The organism is Tanticharoenia sakaeratensis NBRC 103193, assembly GCF_000963885.1.
GTDB lineage: Bacteria > Pseudomonadota > Alphaproteobacteria > Acetobacterales > Acetobacteraceae > Tanticharoenia > Tanticharoenia sakaeratensis.
Genome location: NZ_BALE01000045.1, coordinates 1 through 21,557, shown reverse-complemented (window position 1 = coordinate 21,557; position 21,557 = coordinate 1). Strand labels below are relative to the sequence as shown.

Annotated in this window: 25 protein-coding genes; 18 read left to right on the top strand and 7 right to left on the bottom strand. The window is 61.2% G+C overall.

The annotated features are described in order from the left end of the window. Positions 1-215: 215 nt before the first annotated feature. Positions 216-623, bottom strand: coding sequence for a MerR family transcriptional regulator (locus B8446_RS13225; RefSeq protein WP_048850369.1), 408 nt, complete (start codon positions 621-623; stop codon positions 216-218). A gap of 68 nt (positions 624-691) precedes the next feature. Here B8446_RS13225 and B8446_RS13220 point away from each other — a divergent pair, with 68 nt between their 5' ends. Next, complete coding sequence (locus B8446_RS13220; RefSeq protein ID WP_048850367.1) at positions 692-1,351, top strand: cation transporter; 660 nt, start codon at positions 692-694, stop codon at positions 1,349-1,351. A 335-nt stretch (positions 1,352-1,686) separates the two neighbouring features. Here B8446_RS13220 and B8446_RS13215 read toward each other — a convergent pair whose 3' ends face one another. Together B8446_RS13215 and B8446_RS13210 are read right to left on the bottom strand one after the other, a co-directional pair. Beyond that, positions 1,687-2,178, bottom strand: a complete 492-nt coding sequence (locus B8446_RS13215) for a PIN domain-containing protein (RefSeq protein ID WP_048850366.1) — start codon at positions 2,176-2,178, stop codon at positions 1,687-1,689. Between the two features lie 3 nt (positions 2,179-2,181). Beyond that, positions 2,182-3,246, bottom strand: coding sequence for a helix-turn-helix domain-containing protein (locus tag B8446_RS13210; protein WP_048850364.1), 1,065 nt, complete (start codon positions 3,244-3,246; stop codon positions 2,182-2,184). Between the two features lie 208 nt (positions 3,247-3,454). On the opposite strand from B8446_RS13210, the gene B8446_RS13205 reads away from it, so the two are divergent. The 7 genes from B8446_RS13205 to B8446_RS13175 all read left to right on the top strand — a co-directional run bounded on the left by B8446_RS13205 (position 3,455) and on the right by B8446_RS13175 (position 10,179). Further along, positions 3,455-4,399 (top strand): CBASS oligonucleotide cyclase, encoded by a 945-nt coding sequence (locus B8446_RS13205; RefSeq protein WP_048850378.1) that lies wholly within the window; start codon positions 3,455-3,457, stop codon positions 4,397-4,399. Between the two features lies 1 nt (position 4,400). Next, positions 4,401-4,895, top strand: coding sequence for an HORMA-1 domain-containing protein (locus tag B8446_RS13200; RefSeq protein ID WP_048850362.1), 495 nt, complete (start codon positions 4,401-4,403; stop codon positions 4,893-4,895). After that, entirely contained in the window at positions 4,892-5,788 is an 897-nt protein-coding gene (locus B8446_RS13195) for an AAA family ATPase (protein WP_048850359.1), read from the top strand. The genes B8446_RS13200 and B8446_RS13195 overlap by 4 nt, the downstream gene beginning before the upstream one ends. Beyond that, the gene (locus B8446_RS13190) at positions 5,788-6,954 is read left to right on the top strand and encodes a hypothetical protein (RefSeq protein ID WP_048850357.1); all 1,167 of its coding nucleotides are present in this window, start codon (positions 5,788-5,790) and stop codon (positions 6,952-6,954) included. Before B8446_RS13195 ends, B8446_RS13190 begins: the two co-directional genes overlap by 1 nt. After that, a complete protein-coding gene (locus B8446_RS13185) occupies positions 6,951-7,505 on the top strand; it encodes a 3'-5' exonuclease (RefSeq protein WP_048850355.1) in 555 nt (184 codons plus the stop codon). Before B8446_RS13190 ends, B8446_RS13185 begins: the two co-directional genes overlap by 4 nt. Positions 7,506-7,570: 65 nt before the next feature. Beyond that, positions 7,571-8,203, top strand: coding sequence for a hypothetical protein (locus B8446_RS13180; RefSeq protein ID WP_048850353.1), 633 nt, complete (start codon positions 7,571-7,573; stop codon positions 8,201-8,203). Positions 8,204-8,205: 2 nt separating this feature from the next. Next, positions 8,206-10,179: a tetratricopeptide repeat protein gene (locus tag B8446_RS13175; protein WP_084712334.1), complete on the top strand. Its 1,974-nt coding sequence runs from the start codon at positions 8,206-8,208 to the stop codon at positions 10,177-10,179. A 779-nt stretch (positions 10,180-10,958) separates the two neighbouring features. Here the strand turns inward: B8446_RS13175 and B8446_RS13170 are convergent. From B8446_RS13170 to B8446_RS16790, 3 genes are all read right to left on the bottom strand, one after another. Then, on the bottom strand, positions 10,959-11,717 hold the full coding sequence (locus tag B8446_RS13170) for a hypothetical protein (protein WP_048850351.1): 759 nt from the start codon (positions 11,715-11,717) through the stop codon (positions 10,959-10,961). A gap of 269 nt (positions 11,718-11,986) precedes the next feature. Next, on the bottom strand, positions 11,987-13,006 hold the full coding sequence (locus B8446_RS13165; protein WP_048850350.1) for an LLM class flavin-dependent oxidoreductase: 1,020 nt from the start codon (positions 13,004-13,006) through the stop codon (positions 11,987-11,989). A 78-nt stretch (positions 13,007-13,084) separates the two neighbouring features. Then, on the bottom strand, positions 13,085-13,660 hold the full coding sequence (locus B8446_RS16790; RefSeq protein WP_373277150.1) for an HU family DNA-binding protein: 576 nt from the start codon (positions 13,658-13,660) through the stop codon (positions 13,085-13,087). 78 nt (positions 13,661-13,738) lie between these two features. Here B8446_RS16790 and B8446_RS13155 point away from each other — a divergent pair, with 78 nt between their 5' ends. The 10 genes from B8446_RS13155 to B8446_RS13110 all read left to right on the top strand — a co-directional run bounded on the left by B8446_RS13155 (position 13,739) and on the right by B8446_RS13110 (position 21,100). Then, the gene (locus B8446_RS13155) at positions 13,739-14,419 is read left to right on the top strand and encodes a DNA methyltransferase (RefSeq protein WP_048850349.1); all 681 of its coding nucleotides are present in this window, start codon (positions 13,739-13,741) and stop codon (positions 14,417-14,419) included. A 457-nt stretch (positions 14,420-14,876) separates the two neighbouring features. Further along, positions 14,877-15,104 carry a transcriptional regulator domain-containing protein gene (locus B8446_RS13150; RefSeq protein WP_048850347.1) on the top strand — a complete coding sequence of 76 codons (228 nt, stop codon included), beginning with the start codon at positions 14,877-14,879 and terminating at the stop codon, positions 15,102-15,104. A gap of 52 nt (positions 15,105-15,156) precedes the next feature. Continuing rightward, on the top strand, positions 15,157-15,705 hold the full coding sequence (locus B8446_RS13145) for a DNA -binding domain-containing protein (protein WP_048850346.1): 549 nt from the start codon (positions 15,157-15,159) through the stop codon (positions 15,703-15,705). 148 nt (positions 15,706-15,853) lie between these two features. Continuing rightward, entirely contained in the window at positions 15,854-16,123 is a 270-nt protein-coding gene (locus B8446_RS13140; RefSeq protein WP_048850344.1) for a helix-turn-helix transcriptional regulator, read from the top strand. A gap of 26 nt (positions 16,124-16,149) precedes the next feature. Beyond that, the gene (locus B8446_RS13135; RefSeq protein WP_084712335.1) at positions 16,150-17,265 is read left to right on the top strand and encodes a replication initiator protein A; all 1,116 of its coding nucleotides are present in this window, start codon (positions 16,150-16,152) and stop codon (positions 17,263-17,265) included. Continuing rightward, positions 17,262-17,453 (top strand): hypothetical protein, encoded by a 192-nt coding sequence (locus tag B8446_RS13130; protein WP_048850342.1) that lies wholly within the window; start codon positions 17,262-17,264, stop codon positions 17,451-17,453. The genes B8446_RS13135 and B8446_RS13130 overlap by 4 nt, the downstream gene beginning before the upstream one ends. Then, positions 17,450-18,079, top strand: coding sequence for a S26 family signal peptidase (locus B8446_RS13125; RefSeq protein WP_048850341.1), 630 nt, complete (start codon positions 17,450-17,452; stop codon positions 18,077-18,079). Before B8446_RS13130 ends, B8446_RS13125 begins: the two co-directional genes overlap by 4 nt. A 58-nt stretch (positions 18,080-18,137) precedes the next feature. Further along, on the top strand, positions 18,138-18,479 hold the full coding sequence (locus tag B8446_RS13120; RefSeq protein WP_048850339.1) for a DUF736 domain-containing protein: 342 nt from the start codon (positions 18,138-18,140) through the stop codon (positions 18,477-18,479). Beyond that, entirely contained in the window at positions 18,476-19,126 is a 651-nt protein-coding gene (locus B8446_RS13115) for a lytic transglycosylase domain-containing protein (protein WP_084712333.1), read from the top strand. Before B8446_RS13120 ends, B8446_RS13115 begins: the two co-directional genes overlap by 4 nt. A gap of 228 nt (positions 19,127-19,354) precedes the next feature. After that, the gene (locus B8446_RS13110; protein ID WP_048850337.1) at positions 19,355-21,100 is read left to right on the top strand and encodes a relaxase/mobilization nuclease domain-containing protein; all 1,746 of its coding nucleotides are present in this window, start codon (positions 19,355-19,357) and stop codon (positions 21,098-21,100) included. 142 nt (positions 21,101-21,242) lie between these two features. On the opposite strand, the gene B8446_RS13105 is transcribed toward B8446_RS13110, so the two are convergent. Then, the coding region (locus B8446_RS13105; protein ID WP_048850335.1) for a substrate-binding domain-containing protein at positions 21,243-21,557 on the bottom strand (315 nt) is incomplete at its 5' end.

The following is a 21,557-nucleotide window of genomic DNA, read 5'->3' as shown; positions in this document are numbered from 1 at the left end:
TCATAACCTGAAGGCCGCAGGTTCAAATCCTGCCCCCGCAACCATGAATTAAGTGATTGATATCACACATTAAAACCCGCCCTCGTAGGCGGGTTTTTTGTTGCCCAAATCACCCGGCAGGAAACACATAGGAAACAAACGGAATCAAAAACGCACGTAGATCGCCCCTGGAACGGAGCCATCTCACGATTGTGTGATTTTCGTTGCGACCAGAATTATCCGCGCGGTGCCAGAGCCTCGATAATCCGGCAATCGGCGATCGTGCCATGGTCGCAGTTTGCGATCATGGTGGCGAGTTCCTTTCGCAGTGCGCGCAGGTCGCGCAGCTTGCGGTCGATTTCAGCCAAATGGGCACGTGCCACGATATCCACCGCCTCGCAGGATTGATCCTTGCGGTCAGCAAGGGCAAGGAGCGTGGCGACCTGTTCCATCGAAAAGCCGAGATCGCGTGCCCGGCGGATGAAGCTCAGGCGGCCGAGATGCTCTGCGCTGTAAGCCCGGTAATTCCTGGCCGTGCGGGGTGGCGCCGGCAGAAGCCCGGATTTCTCGTAGAAACGGATCGTTTCGACCTTCGTGCCCGTGGCACGCGCCAGATCACCGATGCTCCAGACTTCCGGATCCATAGGCTTGACCCTGTAGTGGCTACAGGGTGCATGATGGTCATCTCCCCCGTTGTTGTCGAGGCATCGTCATGGCCTGCTCCTGCTGTCCCGCTTCCTCCGCTGCCCAGAATGATGCCGCCCCGCACTGGCGTCGTGCGCTCTGGATCGCCCTGATAATCAATGCCGGGTTCTTCGCGGCCGAGATCGTCATGGGCATGATGGCCGGGTCAGCGGCCCTTGAGGCCGACGCGCTGGATTTCTTCGGCGATGCGGCGAATTACGCGATCAGCCTGTCCGTCGCCGGTATGGTGCTGGGGTGGCGTAGTCGGGCGGCCCTACTGAAAGGCGTGACGATGCTGGTTTTTGCCTGTTGGGTGCTGGGCAACACGGCCTGGCACGCCTGGGCCGGCACGTTGCCGCAGGCGGAAACGATGGGCGTTGTCGGCGCACTGGCACTGGCCGCCAATGCCGGCGTGGCCGGGATGTTCTGGCGCTTCCGGGACGGTGACGCGAACATGCGCTCCGTGTGGATCTGCAGCCGCAACGACGCGATCGGCAACCTTGCGGTGCTGCTGGCTGCCCTGGGCGTGTTCGGGACGGGAGCCGGCTGGCCCGATGTCGCGGTCGCCGCGATCATGGGCGGTCTCGGCCTGCATGGCGGGTGGCAGATCGTCTGTCATGCCTGGCGTGAAGGACAGGGAGTTTCACATCGGCGCGGCGAGCCTGCTATTCCCGGCAGCGCAGCTTGAACGGGAGAACGCTGGGGAGCATGTCGGCTTACGCCTTCATCTCGGTCATACAGGCGGTTGGGAGAGTTTCCCGAAAGCCGACATAAATCATCCGACGTTCTACCGGCAAAGGCGGATAGCGGATTTGCGCACGGATTCTACCCAGTCGAGGTTCGAATCTCACTAGGCGGGCCATGCGAGATACTGATGGGCACGATACCTACTCTATAGCCCTATCAATTGAATAGTGACTTCTAGCGCAACCTATTGAAATAGTTGTACATTATGGATAATAGTGAATTCGCGGGTTCCACCGCCGTAAGGTCGGGATAGAGATATGCCAATTCCGCAGTCGGTCATTGAGTAAAGCGCGCCAATCGGCGCCGCACCTCGTTCGCGGGCAATCTACATCGAGGATGGGCAAATAGGCTGCTCAGCCCCCCATGCAAGCGATCAAAGGCCACATGATTGCCGTCCGCCAACTGATCAAAGAGCCAGAGAACGCCGTGCATATCGATCCGTTCGGCGATTGCCAGTTCGCGTAGTGTGCCGTCTCCGGTTAGCAGCCCCCAACCCCGAGCCTCGGCGATGGCGAACGCGAAAGTATCCGGAACCGAGAGTCGGCTATGCTGACGATTGACGGCAGTCGCGCGCCGCAACTCGACAGGCGTTAGTTCTTCTATTCGTAATCCAAGCTGCATCAGCCTGTCGCCGAGTTCGCCGGCCAGCTCCCTGCCGTAGAGCAGATCGGGCACGGCAAACTCGAACGGCAGAAGGAACATCTCCTCAAGCAGGTTGGCCCTTTCCAGATCAATCAGAACCGATGTGTCGGAAACGAGTACTGGCACGGGTCAAACCGCCACCTGATCAAGTCGCTTGTCGAGTTCGCGCACGGAAATCCCGAGAAGCTCTGCCGCGCGCGATTCTCCTATGACGCCCTCAGCAAGAGCGCGGAAGCATAGACGCTCAAAACGACGTGGCTCCTCAACTTCAGGAGCCAGGCTCTCAGGTTCCTCGTACGGAGCTGCCCGCCAACCTCGCTCGGCGAAGACTTTGAACAGCCGCGCGCAGGCAGGTTGGCTAATAATGCCGAGATCCTTACAGCGATAAGCGAGCGCCTGGACACTCACACCGAACCGTTTTTTCAGAGCGACCAGTTCGCCGATACTAATCGATGAACGGTGGGCGCCGACTTCCGCCCGGAGAACATCGGCCGGCATCAGGAAGGCGCCAGCGAACCGATGCGCCGCCTTCTCCTCATCGACTCCATCCGATGGGGCGATAACCATGTGACCAAGCTCGTGCGCCAGATTGAACCTTTTACGTTCGGACCAAGTGCTCCGCTTGACCACGATCACGCGTGCAGCGTCCCGCTCCTTGCGGCGCACCTTGGCGGCAAGTCCATCGACATTGTCGAGATCGAGCGAAAGCACCTTGATACCGCGCTCTTCCAGAAGCTCGGCAAGCTGTGGAATCGGATCATTGCCCAGGCCCCAATCCTCGCGAACCGACCGGGCGGCGTCTTCCGCATCGCGTATCTCCGCAACCGGGTGCGGTGCGCTGCGCGGCTGCTCCCATTCAACGCTTCGCATATGAAGCATGTCTTCCACTGCGAGGTAACGCTCCAGCATATGGATGGCGCGCGCTTCTAGAGCAGCCTCTTCCTTCGAGGACGTCCCGACCTTTTTGCGAAAATCCACGCCCTCAAGCGAAAGCTCGTCCTCACTCAAGAGATATTCCTCCGAGACGTGGAGCGCCTTGGCGAGAGCAATCAGAACCCGAGAACTCGGCATGTCCTCATTGCGCTCGTACTTGCCTATCGCCTGTGCGGACACGAGCCCATCCATCGCATCGGCAAGCGCACGCAGAGAGAGGCCTGACGCGGATCGCGCGACCTTTAGCTTGTTTCCGATCATGGTGGCCTCCTTACGGCGTTCGGTTTCCATGTCTACGATATAGAGTGAATTCTGTAAACCGAAACCTCTTGAAACAAGGTTAATTGGCGCCCATACTAACGCTAATGGTCGGACAGCCGACGATTTTGTAAACCGAATGCGTCGACACGGGGGCGGCCTGTTCCCGATCGCTTCGATCAGCATCAGCAGCAGGCCCACAGGAACCATCATGGCTCTCACCAATACCGAGCTTCGCTACTACGACAGCAATGTGCTCCGCCTTCCGGCGGACAAGCGCAAGGAATATCACGCACAAGTCGATCGGCTGATCGAGGAACTGCGCAAGAGTGTAAAGGGCAAGACCGAGATCAAGATCACCAAGGTCGTGAAGGCCGGCTCGTTCGCCAAGTTCACGATCCTGCGCAAGACGACGTATGACCCCGTCGACGTCGATGTGGTGTTTTACATTTCCGGTCGCGACGCGAGCAAGGAAACGCTCGATAGCCTGAGTGCCACGATCTACGAGTTGCTCATCAAGATCTACCCGAACAAGTCGGTCGAGGATTTCGAGATTCAGCGCAAGGCGGCAACCGTGACGTTCGTTGGTACGGGATTGAGCGTCGACATCGTGCCGGTGATCGAGGACGAGAGCCGTCCGGGCTATGGCTGGCAGTTCGATATCCACGACGGCTCGAAAATCCAGACCTGCGCGCCGTGCCAAATCCAGTTCGTGCGCGACCGCAAGAACCAGGACGGCGATTTCCGCACGCTGGTCCGGATGGCAAAGAAATGGCGCAACTACGCAGAGATCAAGCCGCTCAAGTCCTTCGCCATCGAGCTGATCATGGCGCATGTACTCGCCACCCAGGGCAAGGAAGGCAGTATCGAACAGCGTTTCCGCAACTTCCTACTCTACATTGCTCAATCCGGGCTCAAAGATCAGATCAGCTTCCCCGAGAACACGCTTCCTCTCGGCTCGTTCTCCGACCCGGTCGTGATCCTCGATCCGGTTTACAGCTTCAACAACGTCACCAGCCGGATTTCCGAAGCTGAACGGCAGGAGATCGTCACGGCGGCACAGGAGGCATGGGAGACGGTGAACTTCGCATCGGTCGAGGATGACGATGCGGTCTGGAAAGAGGTCTTCGGGCCGGGTTTCAAGGTGGAGGACTGACATGAGCCAGACGAGAACGGCTTCGGCCACCTATACGACAACTGATATCGAAAACGTCGTTCGGCGCGTGAAGGCAGATTTGGCCATGATCGCCGACAGCACCGGCGGATGGACGCCTCAGAAGGCCGCCGATTACGCCCATGATGTCGAGGTGCTGGCCAAGGCGGGCTACCTCGCGTGGGTGGACGTGACCCTGCTGCAATATGGCGTCGAGCTGAAGGCCGTTCGCTTCGATGTTGATACCGACGCGGGAACGCTGAGCACCAGCCGTCCCGGCGGTGTTCTGTGGCCGCGTGTCACCGGCGCCGAACTGCGGATCGTAATTAGCTACACCGACGCCTACACGAGCGCGGCCCGCGAGGCGACGCGGAGCAAGCTCAAGATCGGCTGGACCTCCTCCCATGCGGACACCAGCCACTCCAGCCTTAGCTCGTCTGGTGGCCGCAATTATGTCAGCAGCACCTACGGGATGCAGAGAAGGGATTGGGCCGCATGAGCCAGCCGAGCATTTTTGACAGCGAAATCGCGCTTCCGAACGATACGCTGGCCAAGCGTGAAAAGGGCCTGCTCGGCTTCGATCAGCGCTATGTCCGCGTTCACGACCAGCTTCGGCTCTTGCTGAATGTCGGCGCACTCGGCGACTGGAACAGAAAACATCATGAAGGCAAGCTCGCACTGTGCGATCTGGTTGCCGAGCAATATCCTCTGGTAATTTTCCACGGCGACGTCGGAACCGGCAAGACGGCCATGGCCGAATGCATCGCCAATCGTCTGGTCGCTGAGGCGCGCAGCTCGGATTCGATGCTGTTCAAGCTGTCGAACCGGGTGCGCGGCAACGGCATGGTCGGCGAAATGGGCACCCTGATCGCCGAAGCGTTCCGCAAGGTCACGCAGTCGGCCGGCAAAAACCGGCGCGCGATCCTGATCATCGACGAAGGCGACAGCCTGGCCGCGTCGCGCGCGCAGGATCACAGCCACCATGAGGACAAGGTGGCCGTAAACACCTTGATCCAGGGGATCGACGATCTCAGGCAATATGGTGGACGGATCGTCGTGATCCTCTGCACCAACCGCCTGTCGGTCCTCGACCCGGCGCTGCGCCGTCGCGCCGCCATCACCGAGACGTTCAGCCGTCCCAGCGATGCCGAGCGCCAGCAGCTTTTCCAGATGGACCTTGCGGGTCTTGGACTTGCGCAACCCCAACTCGCCGAGTTGACGCGGCTGACCGGCGCGCGGGATCGCCATCCGGCCTGGACATACTCCGATATCCGAACCCGGCTCTATCCCGCCGCACTCGCAAAGGCCTATCCCGACCGCGCATTGAGCTTCGCTGATCTGACCTCGATCGCGTCCACCCTTCATGCGTCTCCAGTCATGGAGGACAAGTAATGGCCCGATCTCCCCTGTTCGGACGCCGCATCCATATCTCCGGCAGCGTGATCAATGATCTTGCTATCGCCCCGACCACTGACGTCGAAGCGGCTCGTGAATTGGTCGCGCTGCTAGTCAAAGAACTGGTGAAGCGCGGCGCGAACTTTGTCATACCCGTCGACGCCGAACCGCCGCGAAAGGTGGACGGGCTGCCGGTCTGTTTCGACTGGCTGGTCTGGAAGACCGTCCGGGACAGTCTCACGCTTCGCCCGCAAACTGCGCCAGGACCGTTTGTGGTCGCCGTGCAGCACCACAAGACCGAGGAGCAGATCCCGGAGACCTATCTCGACCTGTGGGACGAGTTGCGCGCGTCGCAGTTGGTCAAGATCGAGAGCGCCGCACATTGGAATATGAACAGCAAGCGCATGGAGGCTCAGGCCCGCTTCGGAGACGTTCTCATAACCTTGGGTGGCGATGAAGGAGTTCTCTATCTGGCCAACCTCTATCACGACGCCGGCAAGCCGATCGTCCCGTTGAACCTCCCCCTCTGCCCAGAAAGCAAGGGTTCGCGCCGACTTTATGCTTTTGGTCTTTCGAGCGCGCAGACCCGCCGCCTGTTCCAGATCGCCGATGATGGCGATGCGCATGACTGGATCAACCGCATCGGCTTTCCGAAACGGCAGGGCAACACCGATCGCGTCGCGGCCCTGATCGACCTGCTGGAAGCGCTAGAACGGCCCAAGGCCTTCGCCGTGCGCCTCCTTAATCCCGACCACGCGGATTATGCGAGCGTCCAGGACTTTTTCGATATCGTCGCCAAGCCTGTGCTCGAAGACGAACTCGGTTATCGCCTGATCGTCATCGACGGCCGGCAGGCCTATGACCACGCGCGGATCGATCAGGAGATCTTCGCCAAACTGCATCGCAGTAGCGTCGTGCTGGCCGATATAACGGGCGCGCGGCCGAACTGCTTTCTGGAACTCGGCTATGCGCTCGGCCGGGGCCTGCCCACCATGGTCACGGCGCGGGAGGGGGCTTCCCTGCCGTTCGATATAACCACATTCGCTGGTCATCATTGGAAGGCGAGCGGCAGCGCCGACGAGCGGCGGCGCGCGTTCAAAGAACACTGGCAGGCGATCCGCAATCGCCCGACGCTCGTGCCCACGGAGCCATTGATCTCATGACTAACGCTCGCGAAATATTCGTCTCGGTCGATGTCGAGACGTCAGGCCCAATCCCCGGCGAGTATAGCCTGCTGTCGATCGGTGCCTGCTCCGCCTTTGATCCGGACAACGGCTTCACCGTGGAGGTCAAACCCATCAACGACAAGTTCGACGCGAAGGCGTTGGAGGTTACTGGGCTTTCGATGAAAGACCTCAGCCAGCGGGGGCTCGATCCCGCAGCAGCGATGAAGGCTTTCTCGGACTGGCTGGCGACGTTGGCTGATTCGGGTGAAACGCTGGTCTTCGTCGGCTTCAATGCGCCGTTCGATTGGTCTTTCGTGAACTACTACTTCCATCGCTTCATGGGTGAAAACCCGTTCGGCTTCACAGCTTTGGACATCAAGGCGCTGTACATGGGAGCGACGCGCTGTTCGTGGCACGATACGCGCTCCAGCAAGGTCGCGGAGCATCTCAAGCCAGAACTTTCTGGTACACACGAAGCTTTGCGAGATGCTAAATATCAAGCGGAGATACTTCGTTTGATATGGCGTGAAATCATGAGATCGTCTTAAAGATATATCTTGTCGAATTCCTCTCACATTGATCTTATCGCAACGATCTAGTGTAAACTTCTTCCATGGATTTTGCTCACATTGCCATTTCGGCGCGTATTGCCCACGGCGATCTCGTGGCAGCCGATGCTTCACTCGAAGCTGGTCCCTCCGATCACGGCGTTCGGCTCATTTTGGTTAAACATCTTCTGGTGTCCTGCGCGAACGTCACTGATCTCGAGCTGATTTGTCGCGCTCTCTACAAGGACCATCCAGCCATTTCGGGAATTATTACGCCGCATCGGCGCAACTTCGAATTTGCGAAGTACATCCGGAACATCGCGGTTGGTCACGTCAACCCGGCGCTCAGCCAGAAGACCCTCGAATGGCGGCCCGAGCTCAACGCCGTTCTGACGAAACCTGGCGCGCCAGCCGAGGCGTTTCTGGGCTACGCGGTGCTGGAGACCGCGATCAACACCTTCGTAGATGGCGAACGGCACCGCATCTTTGACAGCGATACCGACCTGGCTTATCCGCCAGACCTGACCCGATTCCTCAATTTCCTGGGGTCGACCGTGCATGTCGGGATCGCTTACTGCGCTGCGGTGGCCGCCGCGGCGCTCGAGCACGCTAACCTGCCCGACTTCAACGAGAGCTGGCGGGAATTGTCCGCGAAAGCAGGCGCCACAGACTTCGCTTTCATTACGCGCAGGGGATAGGGATGGCTGACGATCTGGGCCATTTCGACGATCTGCCAAAGCGCGACGCTAATCATGTCGCGGAAGAGAAGGCGGAAGCGGCCTTCCAAGCACGCCTAGCGGCGAGCGGTCGCTTCATCCTCCAACGCTCTGACCGCAAGGACTATGGAACGGACTGTGAGATCGAAGTTGTCGATCAGGAGCAGGCTACCAACGTCAGAGTCCACGTGCAGCTCAAAGGGACCGAACGCCCGCTCAACGCAGATGCCTCGCTCAGCATTGAGGTCAGCCGCTCGAATCTGAATTACCTGCTGATGCACCCGCACAGCTTCTACGCCGCTTATCATATTCCGACGTCGTCGCTGCGCATCTGCCCAGCGGAGACTGTTCTCCACCAATACGAGCACGCCGGAAAAAACTGGACCCACCAGCAATCGCTCACCGTCAATTTCATTGACGAGCTAACAAACGAGCGGCTGAATCGGCTGGCCACGTTGGCTAGATCCGCGGCGCGGGCGGCGCGCGATCGTCGGGTCGAGCAGACCCGGGCGGCGCCTGGCGACGTCGCTGGTCTCGTTCGGCGCGGTATTCCGGACATCCATATTCCGGACGATCCGGCCCTGGCCGGCCAACTCCTTGCGCACCTCTACAATCAGGACGCCGACGTAGCGATCAGCGCGGCCTTCGATCGGTTTGCGGCAGTGCTCGGGGTAGACAGCGAAGTTATGGCCCCTGCTTACATGGCTGAGGTCAATCTCGGGATGGCGGGATTAAGTCGGTCGCGCGCACGGATCGAAGCCGCCGTGAACTTTTTCGGGCATCAGCTCGACCTGGGCCGCTACGAGCGGGGCAGCCTTCAATACACGGTCGGCAATGCCTTCTCGGCGCTCGGCCAAGAGGAAGACGCCAAGGCCGCCTATGAGGCGGCTCTCCCCGATCCCGCGTTTGCCCACACGCCGGATCTAGCATCCCAAGGCCATAAGAACCTCGGGACAAGCTTTGAGCGGCTCGGAGATGAGAAGCGAGCAGTCGAGCACTACCGCGAAGCCTTGCGGCTGAACCCGCACCTTCCTGAAGCCCACAATGCCTTAGCCCAATTCTACGTGCGCCATGGCGAGTGGAAGCACGCCCTCGCGCATCTGGATCAGGCCGTCTTCACCGACCCTACGCGCGCCAAAGCGTCCGGAGTCGCGGGGTGGAGAGCCAACGTCCTTTTCAATATGGGAGAGGGAAGCGCGGCATTCCGCGAGATCAATAGCCTCCTAGTCCAAGCTGACTCCGAGCCATGGATCTGGCCGTTTTTCGCACGGCTGGTGGCGAGCTTCGGTCGTACAACGACGGAGAATGCGCGCCAAGCGCTGGGCTTCTGGCACCGCTATGTCAGCGCCCACCCCGAGACCTCCGGAGGTCGTCGCGAGCTGCTGTTAGCCACTTTGTACCTGCGAGCGGAGGGAGAGGATGTTAGCCGCGCCTACGCGGAATTCCGTGCCGAGTTCGATCGCCAAATCGAGCACGTCGACGACAAGGATGAAGTCGCCTTCTTATGGGATCGCCTTGGGCACTGGGCGCAAGATGAAGCGGACTGGGCCGAGGCTGAGCACTGTTTTCGGAAGGCCTACGATCTGGCGGGCGGTCACTACGGCTACTGCCTTGGGACCGCCCTCAACTTTCTCGGTCGGTTTGAAGAGAGCGTGCCAATCTTGCGCGAACAGGCTGAGCGCATCCAGCCTGACCCCATGAGCTGGTTTCAGCTCGGCGCGGCCTACGGCGACCTTGGCCAGTCCGCGCAGGCCATTGACGCCTATGAGAAGGCGCTCGCGCTGGATCCCGATTACGACTTGGCGATGTTCAATCTCGGCGGCGCTTACTGGAACAGGGGAGAGAAGATTGAGGCTTTGGCAATTTGGACGACGGCCATCGACCGCTTCCCAGATCACGAGCTCGCCGCGAAACTCCAACGTGATATGCCGGCCTTCTTTCCACCTCAGCAAGATTAACGAGGCCTATCTGCATAGGAGCCTGTGGCGTAGAATCGGCGGCGTACCGGCAAGGTGGCCCAACTGGTTGGGCATGCGAAAACCATTCCCCGTAACTCAAACGCCTCGTAATTATCTATCCGATTGATAATAAAAGAAATAACTCGCCATTTTGTGCGGTAATCGGCGGTGTTTGGCGGATCAGGTGGGATTCGAACACTTACACTGAATCAATTTACTGGCGCCTAGCTGATTCATGAGCAAATGTCGGCTTTCAGAAAATCTCACGGGTTATTTGAACGATCGGAATGGGGTGAAAGCCTTCGCGGGGGTCGTCCGTGTGCATGTCCGGTTTTACCAATCGCCCTACACAAAGCAGACATTCCGTTTACCTCCCAGAGCGGACAGACGGCAGTCGCCTTCTTTTCGGACGTTAGAGTGCGGTATGACCTTTCTTAGAAGCGGACGTTGCAACATGCCTCCGCGAGCATTGATCTCCGTCAATCCCGGTGCGGTTCAAAATGCGTGTGTGGCGGAAATTGACCGAGCACAAGATGTCTGCCTGCTTAAACTTCCATCCTCATGTCGGTCATTAGGGATGCTCAGGTTGTCACCGTGAACTTGCCGTCCGCTCAACTTCCACTGGACGGCAAGGTCGGCGCCAGAGGTGGGCATGCAGCTCACGGTGCGACCAGACCGCCCATAACTGTCTGCTTCTAGGTTCGGGTCGTTGTGGCCACCAATTGATCCGGCTGTCTTCCAGCAATCGACGCTCACATTTTGGTCTTCGTGGTCCGACATTAGTATTCGGGTCCCCGATTCCAAGCGTTCAATTCAGCCTGAATTGCCCTCACATCATTCTGCCTCTCGCGTGGCGCGTTAAGCCGAACGATCTCTAACTTGCCTTCCCACCGGTGCTTCGCCGCGAGAAGGAAGCGGCGTCGATCTCCATCTGCCGACCGAAGATCTTCCTGGATCTCTGTCAAACGACGCTTGCACGTCGCCATCTGCTCGTCCAAGTCACCCAGAACCCCAGCGATAATGTGCTGTCCCCGTAGCGTTGCACCACCGCGTTTCCGTACCGTCTGTGCAGTGACCCTGAGTTCAAGGAGAAGAAGGCTAATCGACGTCCGCACCTTCCCGATCGGTGTCTCCGGATAATCGTCATCAAGCGAGTGGAAGTTCAGAGCCCTGATATGGGCGGCGATCCTCTGGTTAATAAACGACACCGGTTCCCAGTTGTGTGCGAAGTCATTCCGAATTTTCCGAAGCCGGTCGAGGTCATTTGCCTGATGCGTCGTCACCAGGCCTAAAGCCTGCGCCATCCTTATCCGTGCCGAAAAAGTACCTAGTGGGGCATTGAAGCCCTCGAGCATCTTGTCGGCGGCATCCCCAGGCATGAGGTAGGCTCTAATCAGATCACGCAGCGCCTCTTCGGCGAAGGCCGCAAGAGAGAGAACGAGTCCCCGCTCGTCCAGATTCGCGAGCATGGAGTTGAGACGATTAAGGTCACCGAAAACGTCATCCTCACCTGGAAGAAAATTTTCTTCGTAAGCCATTCCTTTCCCCTTGGATTTTTCGAAACCTTACCATCAACTTCTCCGCCTGTGGGATGAACTTCGCGGTGAAATTTTGGTCGGAGCTGGGGAACTTCCGTCAATGTGTCGGTCGCACATTAGCGCCAGACAGTCTGCAAAGAGCGTTATCGCACGCAAGATAACAGGTTCCCTCATGGCGGCCCAAGATAGTCCGATTACTGGCGCGGATGGCCACAAGCGGGCGGTCCGCAATCCCCCCATTGCTGACAAGTTTGTGTCGATCTGTTCTGTCAGCGCCAGCCCAGCGCGGGCGCAATGTGGGTGAGGATCGCCTCGATGACGTGGGCATTATACGCGACGCCAAGCTGGTTCGGCACGGTCAGCAGGAGCGTGTCGGCCTCGGCGATCGCTTCATCCCCACGAAGCTGCTCGATCAGCACGTCCGGCTCCGCAGCATAACTGCGCCCGAAGATCGCGCGCGTGGTCTCGTCGAGCATGCCGACATGGTCGGCGTCCTGACGGCCGCCGAAATACGCACGATCCCTATCGTTCACCAGTGCGAAGATGCTGCGGCTGACCGAGACACGCGGGGCGCGGGCATGCCCAGCGTCCTTCCACGCCGCGCGATAGGCGCGGATTTGCCGGGCCTGCTGGACATGAAACGGCTCGCCGGTCTCGTCGTCCTTCAGCGTCGAGCTTTGTAGGTTCATCCCCATCTTCGCTGCCCAGATGGCAGTCGCATCCGAGCCTGACCCCCACCAGATGCGGTCCCGCAGCCCTTCGGAGAATGGCTCCAGTCGCAGCAGGCCATGCGGGTTGGGGAACATCGGGTTTGGGTTGGGTCGGGCGAAGCCTTCTCCCCTGAGTAGCTCGAGAAACACCTCGGCGTGCTGTCGCCCCATATCGGCGTCGGTCTGGCCCTCGGCTGGCTGGTAGCCGAAATGCCGCCAGCCATCGACGACCTGCTCGGGGGAGCCACGGCTGATGCCGAGTTGCAGCCGACCCCCAGCGATCAGATCGGCCGAGCTTGCGTCCTCGACCATGTAGAACGGGTTTTCATACCGCATGTCGATCACGCCGGTGCCGATCTCGATGCGGCTGGTCTTCGCCCCCACGGCGGCGAGCAGCGGGAAGGGCGAGGCAAGCTGCCGTGCGAAGTGATGGACGCGGAAATAAGCGCCGTCCGCGCCCAGTTCCTCGGCCGCCACGGCGAGATCGATGGATTGCAGCAGGACGTCGGCCGCCGAACGCGCCTGCGATTGCGGCGACGGCGTCCAGTGTCCAAACGAGAGAAAGCCAATCTTCTTCATCGGATCCTACGCCCCGATCTGTGCAACGGCCTGTAGTTTGCCATGTCTTTCCGACTGGAAAGAGATGCCCCGGCTTCGTTAGGTCCGCTTGCGGCCTGCCGCCTTTGGCGGGGCTGCCTTTACTGCCACCTTCTTGGCTGCTGGCGCTTTCGCGGGGGTTTTCTTCGCAGGGGGCTTCGGGAGTGCCAGCGCGTCTTTCGCACCCTTTCCGGCCGAGAAAGCCAATTTGCGCGACGCCGGGATTTCGATGCTCTCGCCGGTGGCCGGATTACGGCCCTGCCGAGCACCGAGCTGGCGGACGGAGAACTTGCCAAAGCCGGTCAGCGTTACGTTCTCGCCCGTCTTCGCGGCGGCAAGAATGGCAGCCAGCAGGGCATCCAGAATGTCCCTGACTTCCGTTTTGGAACGGTCGGCCGACTGGGCAATCTGATCGATCAGGTCGGATGTCTTCATGGCGAGTCCAATGGTCCGGTGATGATTCTGATGTCCGGCACAGTGAAGCAGGGAAGTCTGTTCGACAATTCTGAATGTCACCGAAGAAACGGCCCAAAACATTAAAAAGCTTGGGGCGCTGCCCCCGGCGCACTTCGTAACGTCTTCCGCCCAGCTTCCTTCGCTGCGCTCCGTGCAGCCGGTTCCCCGCGAAGCCGTCACGCCGTTTGCACCCCCGCTGCTCGCCGCGAGGCAGAGGAACAGCGGGGGCTGTTCCTCGCGGAACGAAGGGCAAAGACCATGACCGGCAGCATCGCCACGACGACCGATTTCCGCAATACCATCCTCAACGGGGACAGTGTGCAACTCATGCGCGCACTCCCCCGCAACTCGGTGGATTTCATCCTGACAGATCCGCCTTACCTGGTGAACTATCAGGGCAGGGACGGGCGCAAGGTTCGCAACGATGACAATGCGCGCTGGCTCCGGCCGGCCTTCAACCAGATGCACCGCGTTCTGAAATGGGGCGGGTTCACCGTTTCGTTCTATGGCTGGAACCGTATCGACCTGTTCGCCGATGCCTGGAAGGCGGCGGGGTTCCGCATGGTCGGGCATATCGTCTTTCTCAAGTCTTATTCATCCTCTTCCCGGTTTCTCCGGTATGAACATGAAAGCGCCTATCTGCTGGCCAAGGGCAACGTGACACCGCCCGCAAAGCCCATCCCGGATGTGATCGACATGCCCTATTCGGGAAACAAGCTGCACCCGACGCAAAAGCCGGTGGCGGCACTTCTTCTCCTGGTGGAAGCCTTCTGCCCGGTAGGTGGTCTGGTTCTGGACCCGTTCGCCGGATCGGGTTCGTCCCTGGTGGCGGCGCAGCATCTTGGGCGCGACTGGCTGGGGATGGAACTGGACCCGGATCACGCCGCGACGGCAAGTCGTCGGCTGGCGTGGCACGGAGCGGGGAGGGCGGCGGCGTAAGCCGCCCCCTTCTGACCTCACCGGACGGCCGGAAAATCGCGCCGGTCCCAATGGACCGGCGGCGGGGCGCGCCGCTGCCCGGCGCTTGCGGCGCTCGCCGGCTGGGCCCGCTCGCGGACAATGTGGCCGGAAAGGGGACGTTCCTGGTTTCGTTGCCACAACGCTGCCGGGAAGGGCTTCCCCCGTCGCCGGGTTACGTGGACCGGATGGCTGCCACATCTTCCCCTGACATTCCTGCGATCGTGGTGTCACTGCTGATCCCAGGTGGAGCCGCTGCCATCCCCGCACTGCTGTCGGCATATGCCGGTCGTTCCTCATGTCCGTTGCCGATTCAACACCTTTTCGTTGCGGGACCGCGCCCGGTGGGCCTGCTCCCGCGCTTCGTGAGGCGATCCCGGCACCTATGCCGTCCCGTTCCATCCGGGGCATTCCCGGAGCATGAGGGGCGAGGTGTCACATGATCGACGGTGCATGGGACTGGCGGGATGATGACGCGGCGGCTGTCCTGCGCCGCGCCGAGAGCGTGGTGCTCGCGCAGGAGTTCCTGCGCTGCAACCCGGTTTACACAGCCAGCCGTCGGCAACTGATGCGTGCCCTGTCTCCCACCGGCGCCTTCCGCGAGGCAGCCTTGGCCGGCTTCGCCTGGCCATGGGGGTTGAGTTTTCCCGTTCGATCCCGCCCGTAGCTGGTGGCAGGAACCGGCGTTCTGGCGCCCGGAACTGCTCGACAGCAGCATCATGATCGGCGCCATGCCCGACGATTACGCCGCCCTCCATGGCACGGAGGATATCGCCGCCACGGTCGCCGGACGGCAGATCGCCTTCCGAAGCCTGCCCGACGGCAAGCATGCGATCGTCGAAGACAAGTACGGCAGCCAGCAGGTGTGGCTGCGGTCGGATCCGTCCGGGCGTCATGACGCCTACCTGCTGCCGCATGTCGGGCTGGAAAAGCATCTGGGCGCGCTGCTGCGCTTTCTCGACATCCCGGCGCGAGGGCGCTTTTCGCTTCGGCATCACCTCACGCGCCCGACTGCGCTGCGACAGAACCGCCTGGTCCTGATGCTGCGGGTGATGCGCGCGCGGGCGCAGGGCGTGTCGCACCGCGAGATGGGCGCTGTGCTGTTCGACCGGCGCGCCCGCTCCATGTCGGCGCTTGAATGGTCGGTCAGCGACATCCGCCAGTCGCTCTACCGTCTCGATCTGGAAGGGGTGGCGATGGTGGCGGGCGGTTATCTCGAGCTGGTGCGGCATGGTCTCTCCGGAAAAATCACCGTGCCGGAGGCATAGATCCATTCGGTGCCATCCCGTCCTGTACGATTTCCGGCTCCGTTTCGGGGCTGTTTTTCGTTCTGCCCCCGCCTCAGCCCTTTCGCCAGTCTTCGCTCCACCACGCCCCGATGCGTCCCGCATCGTCAGGCTATGACAGGAGAGAAACATGCAAACGGCCAATACGCATCATGGACGCCCGGAGAAGAAGCTGGTGATGACCCCCGAGGCCGCTCGCCTGGTCGGGCTGTCGCCGCGCACGCTGGAGACGTTTCGCTGCCGGGGCAGCGGCCCCGTCTTCCGCAAGATCGGCGGGCGGGTGCTCTACGCGACCGACGACCTTCAGGCATGGGTGGACCGGGCCGCGTGCCGGTCCACCTCGGAGGACCGCTACGAGGCCGCGTTGGCGGCAAGCCGGGCGTGGAGGCAACGCGCATGAACGGCCAATCGAACCCTCACGGGGCGATAACGCCCGCACCCGGCAATTGGCGCGAGCCCGACCGGCGTTTCGTGATCAGTGGTCCCGCTCGTCCCCGTGATCTGCGCGACCTCATGGGACTGCCATTCTTCGCATTGGGGCGGCGGCCCCATGGCGAAGCATTGAATTACCGCACGCGCCATATCGACATTTCCGTCACGCCGGACGCCTCCGGTATGGCGACGATCCGGGACGCGGACATCCTGCTCTGGCTGGGTGGTCAGATCGTCGATGCCCTCAATCACGGGCTCTGGGTGTCGCGCCATGTGCGCTTCACACCCTGGCGCCTGTTCGCCGATCTGGGCTGGGCCGACGGCGCACACCAGTATCGCCGGCTCCAGGGCGCGCTGATGCGGCTGTCGGGAACGCACGTTGCAACCAGCCTGCGCAACGGTCCGGACTGGCAGGAGCGCGCCTTCACCTGGGTCAGTGACCTGCGGATATCCCATGAGCACGGTGTCGCGCTGACGCTGCCCGCCTGGTTCATGGAAGGGGTGTGCGACCTCTCGCGCGTGCTGAGCGTCGATCCCGCCTACTTCCGGCTGGATGGCGGCCTGGAACGCTGGCTCTACCGCCTCGCGCGCCGCCATGCTGGTCGTCAGACCAGTGGCTGGACCTTCGGGCTGGCCGATCTTCATGTCCGTTCCGGCAGTCTGTCTCCCCGGCGTCGGTTTGCCGCCGGCATCGCCATGATTGTCCGTCGGCAGAGCGTTCCCGGCTACACGCTTCGCATCATTTCCGGCAGAAAACCGCCAGTGCTGCGGATTACACCAACGGTATCATCCACCGGCTCGGTGGATAACCGTGGGAGTCATACCGTTGCTTCAGGTACGCATGATACCGTTGGTCCAGTGACGGAAATACCGTTGGTCGAGTTCAAAATCAGCGCGCAAGGCACTGGTTCGAAACACAAAATCGCGTCCGTAACTTATATAACTAATATATATACTCTTAGTACTTGTACGCCGCGCACCTGCATGCGCGCGCGACTCTATATTATGGATACCTACGCTATTCTGCGTCGGACTGCGACAACACTGCAACAGGCGTGTGATGTTGTCCGGCATGGAGCCGTGGAAAAGGCATTGGGGAGGGCGGCATGACGCGCATCCTCTTTCCCGCGGGCATTGCCATGCCCTATGCGCCGCTGCGTGTGCTGGGCCTGCACCGGAGCGGCTTCGTCATCGTCGTCGTCCCGGACATCCCTGAAGCCATACGGCACGTCATCCTGCGCGTCGCAATGGCACTGGATGCGGCGCTCGTGCGTGGGACAGCGGGAGGTGTGTCATGACCCGGTGCGCCTGGTTCTTCGCGACCTATTTCACGGCGCTCGGCACGCTGGCGACGGTCAACATCCATCCCACACCGCGCTGGGTCTGGAACGAGACGGCGAGCGTTCCGGTCGGGCTATATCGCATCCAGTCCACCGTCCCGATCCATGTCGGCGACATCGTCGCCATCCGCCTGCCGGAGCGCGAGGCCACGTTGCTGGCCACACGCGGCTACCTGCCGTTCGGCGTGCCGCTGCTCAAGCCTGTGGCCGCACTGGCGGGGCAGAGTGTCTGTCGCATCGGCGTCCACGTCACCATCGACGGCAAGCCCGTCGGTGACGCGAAGACCGTCGATCATCAGGGCCGCAAGCTGCCCGTCTGGCAGGGGTGTCAGCATCTCGGGCCCGGACAGGTCTTCGTCATGAACGCCGCCGTGCCGACCAGTCTGGACGGGCGGTATTTCGGTGTCCTGTCGATGGAAACAGTGATCGGCCGCGCCGTGCCCGTGCATGTCCGGACCGGTGACGCGGAGCGACCACCGCGGCATTTCGATTCCCTTCCGGAACCCGGCGCTCCGATCCGGGCGCGACCGCTCCTGGCGCCACCCATGATGCCCATGAAACAGAGCGAACCGCCGATCGAATGACAATCGTAAGGCACGCGGATTTTCCATCATCTCTACCATTTCCGAAAGGATTTTTCCCATGAGCCAGATCGGATTTTTTACCCGCACGTCGGATGGTTTTGCCGGGCGTGTGCGCACCCTGTCGCTGGATGCCGAACTGACCTTCGTACCCGCGGAAAACAATGGCGCGGAGCATGCGCCGAATTCTCGTATTCACCTGGGTGACGGAGAGTCCGGACCAGAACTAGGCGCGGGATGGAAACGCACCGGGGAACGTGCCGGCGAATACATTTCCGTCGTCCTGGACGATCCCAGTTTCATGCAGCCAATCCGCGCGACCTTGTTCCAGGCAGGGCGCGGCGGGCGTGAATGGCAACTAGTGTGGAACCGCGCGTCCAAACGTCCGGGAGCTCGGGAATGAGCCGCCGGTTTTTCATGTCCGTCGGCATGCTGGCCATGCTCGTGCTGCCGCTCTCGCTCGCCACTGTCCACGCGCAGGATTGGGACGATCTCGTGCGGAAGGCGGCGGAGCAAAACGCGATTCCACCAGCGTGGGTGCGGGCGGTCCTTCGGGCTGAAAGCGCTGGCGATCCGCACGCGGTTTCCGGCGCTGGTGCGATGGGGCTGATGCAGCTTATGCCCAGCACATGGCAGGACGTCCGGCGTGCGCTCAATCTGGGCGCTGATCCCTTCGATCCGAACGACAATATCGCGGCTGGAGCAGCCTATCTGCGATGGCTGCACGACCGCTATGGCGATGCCGGATTCCTCGCCGCCTACAATGCCGGTCCTGCCCGTTACGACGAGCATCTGGCGACCGGTCGGCCCTTGCCAGCCGAGACGGTTTCCTACGTTGCCTCTGTCGCCCGATTGCTGAATGGCGCCGGATCGGCTGCAATTTCGCGACAGATCGACAGCACGTCGGCGGCACCAGACTGGCGTTCCGGCGCCATGTTCGTGACGGCTGTTTCCTTATCGCCGGACGTCAATGCACAGCATTTCCGAAGCACAGGGACACCAGCGAACGATGCCCTCTTCGTCACCCGCTCCAGGGGTGAAATGCCATGACACGGTGTCTTTCAGGGCGCGGAGAACATTCCCGGCGATTGGCGGAAATCGGGCGTTTTTGGCCGGGAGGGGGTGGTTTTAAGGCGAAGCAAGATAAAAGCCACAAGGTGTGGCGCGGTCGGGGAGGGCAGTTTTTCAGGGGATTTTACAAGGTCTTTTTACCACCCCAAGGTGGCGGCCCTTGTGTTCCCTTTGTTTTCAATGTGATCGCACAAGGTCAGGGCCACCATGGCGCGGGATGAGGATTTTCGGGTCCGGCCCGGCCGTATCCGTACTCCCCGTGCGCCGGGGCACGCGAAATCTTTCATCGGCAGCGTGCTGGCCGCGACCAATCGTGCTGGTGGCATGGGCCGTCCTGGCCGGGGCAATGGTGGCAATCGTCCCTCGACCTTCGGGCGGGGACGGGGCGCCGCCGTGCGCGCAAACCGCATCCTCTCGCAGCGTACGCGTCATGTCGTGGTCAAGGCCCGCGTCGTGCGGCATAGCGGAAAATCGTCGCTGCGCGCGCATCTCGCCTATCTCCGTCGCGAGGGCGTGACGAAGGATGGCGACACGGCGCGCCTGTTCGGTGCGGACCGTGACGATATTCCGGCCTCGGAATTCGCGGCTCGCTGTGAAGATGACCGGCATCATTTCCGCTTCATCATCGGTCCCGAGGAGGCTACCGACATGGCGGACCTCACGGCGTTCACGCGCGACCTGATGAGCCAGGTTGAACAGGATCTCGGCACGAAGCTGGATTGGGTGGCCGTGTCGCACTGGAATACCGACAATCCGCACCTCCATGTCATTGTGCGCGGCAAGGACCAGGAGGGAGAGGATCTGGTCCTGTCCCGCGACTATATTCGCGAAGGCTTGCGTGCCCGCGCCCAGAACCTCGTGACGCTGGAGCTTGGCCCCAGAACGGAGAACGAAATCAGACGATCGGTGGAGCGTCAGGTCGAAGCCGAACGCTGGACGCAGCTGGACCGGCAGTTGCAGCAGGATGCCGATGCCCAGGGGTTCGTGACAGTTGCCCCCGAAGCGGGCCGCCAGCCGGATATGTTTGCTGTGATGAAAACCGGTCGGCTTCGCTATCTGGAACGCATGGGCCTCGCTCATGATCTCGGGGGCGGGCAATGGCAGGTTGACGAGACGGCCGAGTTGACGCTGCGTGAAATGGGTGAGCGGGGCGACATCATCAAACGGATCCATCGCGCTCTCAAAGAGAAAGGCATCGACCGGGCGACATCGTCCTGGGTCGTGGCGGGGGAGCAGGCGAGCGGGCCGGTTATTGGCCGGCTGGTCGATCGCGGTCTTGATGACGAGCTGAGGGGCAGCGCTTGGGCGATCGTCGACGGCGTGGACGGGCACACGCGCCACATCCGCCTGCCCACGCTCGACGCGGCTTCGGATGCGCATGCGGGCGCTATCGTCGAACTGCGGGCGTTCAGGAGCGCCGATGACCGGCAACGCGTAGCACTTGCCGTACGGTCGGATCTGGCGATCGACGAGCAGGTGACGGCGCGGGGCCCGACGTGGTTGGATCGTCAGCTTATTGCGCGCGATCCGATCGCGCTTGGCGATGCCGGTTTTGGCGTCCAGGTTAAGGACGCGCTGGTCAGTCGTCGGGCGCATCTGGTCGAACAGGGTATCGCCCAGCAGGACGGAGACAGGACGCTCTATCCGCGCGGGATGCTGGCGACATTGCAGCAGAGGGAACGGGACGATCTCGCCCGAAGGCTGGAGCGCGAGACGGGCATGAACCACAGCCCGCCGGTTGCGGGTGACTATGTCACCGGAACCTATCATCAGCGTTTCGCGCTGGCGGCGGGGAGGATGGCCATGATTGATGACGGGCTCCAGTTCCAGCTCGTGCCCTGGACGCCATCGCTGGAGAAACAGCGCGGGCAGCATGTCTCGGGCGTCGGACGCGACGATGGCGGCGTGGACTGGTCGTTTGGTCGGAAACGGGACGTGGGGATCGGATTTTAGGCACGGGAACAGCCGCTGGATGACGGGGCGTTGCATGGCGACTAGGGGGGTAAGCAGAATGTCAGCTTCCAGAGAGAAGCATCTGATAGCAGACACTCGGATCAACACTTTATAGGCACTCAACGCGGTGAAAAACAGACGGTCAACTCCTTACCTGCGCTGTGGAGGATCGGATAAGAAGCTCGGTAGGCAGGACGACGCTGCGAACGCCTTTATCGCCCTCAATCGCGCCAAGAAGCATCCGGCCGGCTTCGCGGCCGAGTTCGTCATGCCGGACACTGACCGTCGTCAAGCCTGGCGCAACGAGTTCGCCGAATGGGATATTGTTGTATCCCGTAACGGAGATGTCCCTGGGGCAGACGAGGTTGCGCTCTCGCAACGCCTGTAGGGCACCGAATGCGAGAAGGTCGCTTCCGGCTACTATGGCCGTTATTTCGGAACTGCGATCGAGTATATG